At 70.2% G+C, this 3,532-nt stretch carries 4 protein-coding genes; all 4 read left to right on the top strand.

Translation table 11 applies throughout. The features are described from left to right. On the top strand, positions 1-1,186 hold a 1,186-nt coding region (locus ACPYOG_RS18860; protein ID WP_481295674.1), incomplete at its 5' end, for a ferredoxin--NADP reductase domain-containing protein. After that, positions 1,183-1,512: a ferredoxin gene (fdxA, locus tag ACPYOG_RS18855; protein WP_090034689.1), complete on the top strand. Its 330-nt coding sequence runs from the start codon at positions 1,183-1,185 to the stop codon at positions 1,510-1,512. The genes ACPYOG_RS18860 and fdxA, both read left to right, overlap by 4 nt. Beyond that, positions 1,505-2,458, top strand: a complete 954-nt coding sequence (locus ACPYOG_RS18850) for an NAD(P)/FAD-dependent oxidoreductase (RefSeq protein ID WP_481295673.1) — start codon at positions 1,505-1,507, stop codon at positions 2,456-2,458. Before fdxA ends, ACPYOG_RS18850 begins: the two co-directional genes overlap by 8 nt. Positions 2,459-2,486: 28 nt before the next feature. Beyond that, positions 2,487-3,425, top strand: coding sequence for a cysteine synthase A (gene cysK / locus ACPYOG_RS18845; RefSeq protein WP_481295672.1), 939 nt, complete (start codon positions 2,487-2,489; stop codon positions 3,423-3,425). Positions 3,426-3,532 lie beyond the last annotated feature (107 nt).

The raw sequence follows: 3,532 nt of genomic DNA, 5'->3' as shown, positions 1-3,532 counted from the left end.
CGACGGCGCGATCCGGCTGATCGGGAACGTGGAGGTCGGCGCCGACGTCACCATCGACGAGCTGCAGTCCCTCTATCACGCGGTCATCCTCTCCACCGGTGCGCAGCGCGACGCCGTGGTCGACCTCCCCGGGCTCGACCTGCGCGGCAGCTTCGGCGCCGCCGACTTCGTGTCCTGGTACGACGGCCACCCCGACGTCCCCCGCCACTGGCCGTTGGAGGCGACGCAGCTCGCCGTGCTCGGCAACGGCAACGTGGCCCTGGATGTCGCGCGCGTTCTCGCGAAGCACCCCGCCGACCTGCTGACGACCGACATCCCGGACAACGTCCACGCCGGCCTCGCCGCCTCCCCGGTGGAGGACGTGCACGTCTTCGGACGCCGCGGACCGGAGGACATCAAGTTCACCCCGATCGAGCTCCGCGAGCTCGGCGAGGTGCCCGGCGTCGACATCGTGCTCTACGACGAGGACTTCGATCGCGCGAGCGACGAGGTCTCGACGGGGGAGCGGCGCGCAGCGGGCAACCAGGCCAAGGTCATGGCCCGCATCCTGCAGTCGTGGCGTGACCGCGAGCCGACCGGCGCGCCGCGCCGGCTGCACCTGCACTTCTGGCACCGGTCGGTCGAGATCCTGGCCGACAATGCACAGGGCGAGGCCGTCGCGGGCATCCGCTTCGAGCGGACCGAGCCGGACGGCCAGGGCGGCATCCGCGGCACCGGCGAGCTCGTCGACTACGAGGTGCAGGCGGTCTATCGCGCGATCGGCTACCGCGGGACACCCGTGCGCGACGTGCCGTTCGACGAGCGCGCCGGGGTCGTCCCGAACGACGGCGGGCGCGTCCTCGAGGATGGCGAGCCGGTGCCCGGCCTGTACGCCACCGGATGGATCAAGCGCGGCCCGGTCGGCCTCATCGGCCACACCAAGGGCGACGCGGGGGAGACCATCGAGAAGCTGCTGGAGGACCACCCACTCCTCGCCGGCGCCGAACGACCGGATGAGGACGCCATCACCGAGTTCCTCACGGACCGTGGGGTCCGGTACACCACCTGGGACGGCTGGCTCGCCCTCGACGCCCACGAGCGCGCCCTCGGCGACGGCTTCGCGGGCGAGGCGACCCGGGAGCGGATCAAGGTCGTCCCGCGCGAGGAGCAGGTCGCGATCTCCAACCGCGAGGTGATCGCCCGATGACCTACATCATCGCCCTCCCGTGCGTTGACGTGAAGGACCGCGCCTGCATCGACGAGTGCCCGGTCGACTGCATCTACGAGGGTGAGCGCTCCCTCTACATCAACGCGGACGAGTGCGTCGACTGCGGAGCGTGCGAGCCGGTCTGTCCGGTCGAGGCGATCTACTACGAGGACGACCTCCCCGAGGAGTGGGCGGACTACCACGCGGCGAACGTCGACTTCTTCAGCGAGCTCGGCAACCCCGGCGGAGCCTCCAAGGTCGGTCCTCAGCCGTACGACCACCCCCTCATCGCCGCGCTGCCTCCGCAGGAGGTCGCCCATGCCTGAGGTCGTCGTCATCGGGGGAGGTCCGGCCGGGCTCTCCGCGACGCTCAATCTCGCGCGCGCTCTGGTGGATGTGGTGCTGGTGGATGCGAGCAGGCCGCGCAATTCCGCCACGCTCCGCTCGCACGGCTTCCTCACCCGCGACGGCATCCGCCCGACCGAACTGCGCACGCTGGCGAAGGCGGAGCTGGCCGCGTACGAGAACGTCGAGCACCTCGAACGACGGTCGGTCACCTCCGTCCGTCCGACCGCCGACGGCTTCGTGATCGAGGTGACGGGACGCGGCCCCGCCGAGCACCGCATCCTCTCGGCGAAGACCGTGCTCCTCACGACAGGGCTGACCGAGACGCTCCCCGCTCTGCCCAGCATCCGCTCCTACTACGGGATGAGCGTGTTCAGCTGCGTGGCCTGCGACGCCTGGGATCTCCGCAATCGGCCGCTCGCGCTCATCGGGGAGACCGCGGATCTCGCCCGCAGGGCAGTGCACCTCGCCCGCTGGACCAGCGACCTCACAGTCTTCACCAATGGCACGCCTGCGGTCGACGAAGCCGAGGAGACCGCTCTGGCCGCGCTCGGCATCCGTGTGGAGCGGACCCGCATCGGCGACCTGGACGGGGAACGCGGCACGGTGCGCGCCGTGCTGCTCGAAGACGGCAGGTCGATCCCGATCGACGGCGGCTTCATCCGTCCGGAGTGGCACGTCGCCAGCGACTTCCTCGACGGCCTCGCCCCGCACCGGTCGGATGACGGCTTCCTCGTCACCGACGACGGCGGGAGGACGTCGATTCCCGGCCTCTACGCGGCCGGGGATATCGTTGTCCCCGGACCGCAGCAGATGATCATCGCCGCCGGCGCCGGCGCGCGAACAGCCGCCACCATCGTCGACGACCTTCAGACCGCGCACGTGACCCCCCTCCGCCTGACGAGCTCACCTGAGCTCACCTCCTGATCGCATCCACCCACCGGAAAGAGAGCCCATGCCTGCGAACATCTATGCCGACATCACCGAAGCAGTCGGCCGTACCCCCCTCGTCAAGCTCAACAGGATCGCCGGCGACTCCGGCGCGACCGTCCTCGCGAAGCTCGAGTCGTCCAACCCGGCCGGAAGCGTGAAGGACCGGATCGGTGTCGCCATCGTCGATGCGGCCGAGAAGTCGGGTGCGCTCCGCCCCGGTGGCACGATCGTCGAGGGCACCAGCGGCAACACCGGCATCGCGCTCGCGATGGTCGGCGCCGCCCGCGGCTACAAGGTCATCCTCGCCATGCCGGAGACGGCGAGCAAGGAACGCCGCGTGCTGCTGCGTGCGTTCGGTGCCGAGATCGTCCTGACCCCCGGCCCCGAGGGGATGCGCGGGGCGGTCGAGAAGGCGAAGGAGATCGTCGCCTCGACCGAGAACGCGATCCTGGCGCAGCAGTTCGCCAACCCGGCCAACCCCGCCGTCCACCGTGCCACCACCGCCGAGGAGATCTGGGCGGACACCGACGGCGGCATCGACATCCTCGTCGCCGGAATCGGGACGGGCGGCACCATCACCGGCGTCGGCCAGCTGCTCAAGGAGCGCAAGCCCGGCGTGCAGGTGATCGCGGTCGAGCCGATCGACTCCCCGATCCTCACCGGTGGCAAGCCCGGCCCGCACAAGATCCAGGGTCTCGGCGCGAACTTCGTCCCCGAGGTGCTCGACACGGACGTCTACGACGAGGTCATCGACGTGACGTTCGACGACTCGATCGCGACGGCCAAGAAGCTCGCGAGCGAGGAGGGCATCCTCGCCGGGATCTCGTCCGGCGCCAGCGTCTGGGCCGCCCTGCAGGTCGCCGCCCGACCAGAGAACGCGGGCAAGACGATCGTCGCAGTGGTCACCGACACCGGTGAGCGCTACATCTCGACGGCGCTCTGGGCGGACCTGCTGGACTGACCCCCACGAGCCGGACCCGGCGGCCGTCGTTCAGCTCCGCCTGTCTCTTATACACATCTCCGAGCCCACGAGACACTCGCTAATCTGGGGGGGGGGGAGGTTGTTTG

This window comes from Leifsonia sp. HAY1-4F (assembly GCF_056755275.1).
This window is presented reverse-complemented; position numbering and strand designations above follow the sequence as displayed.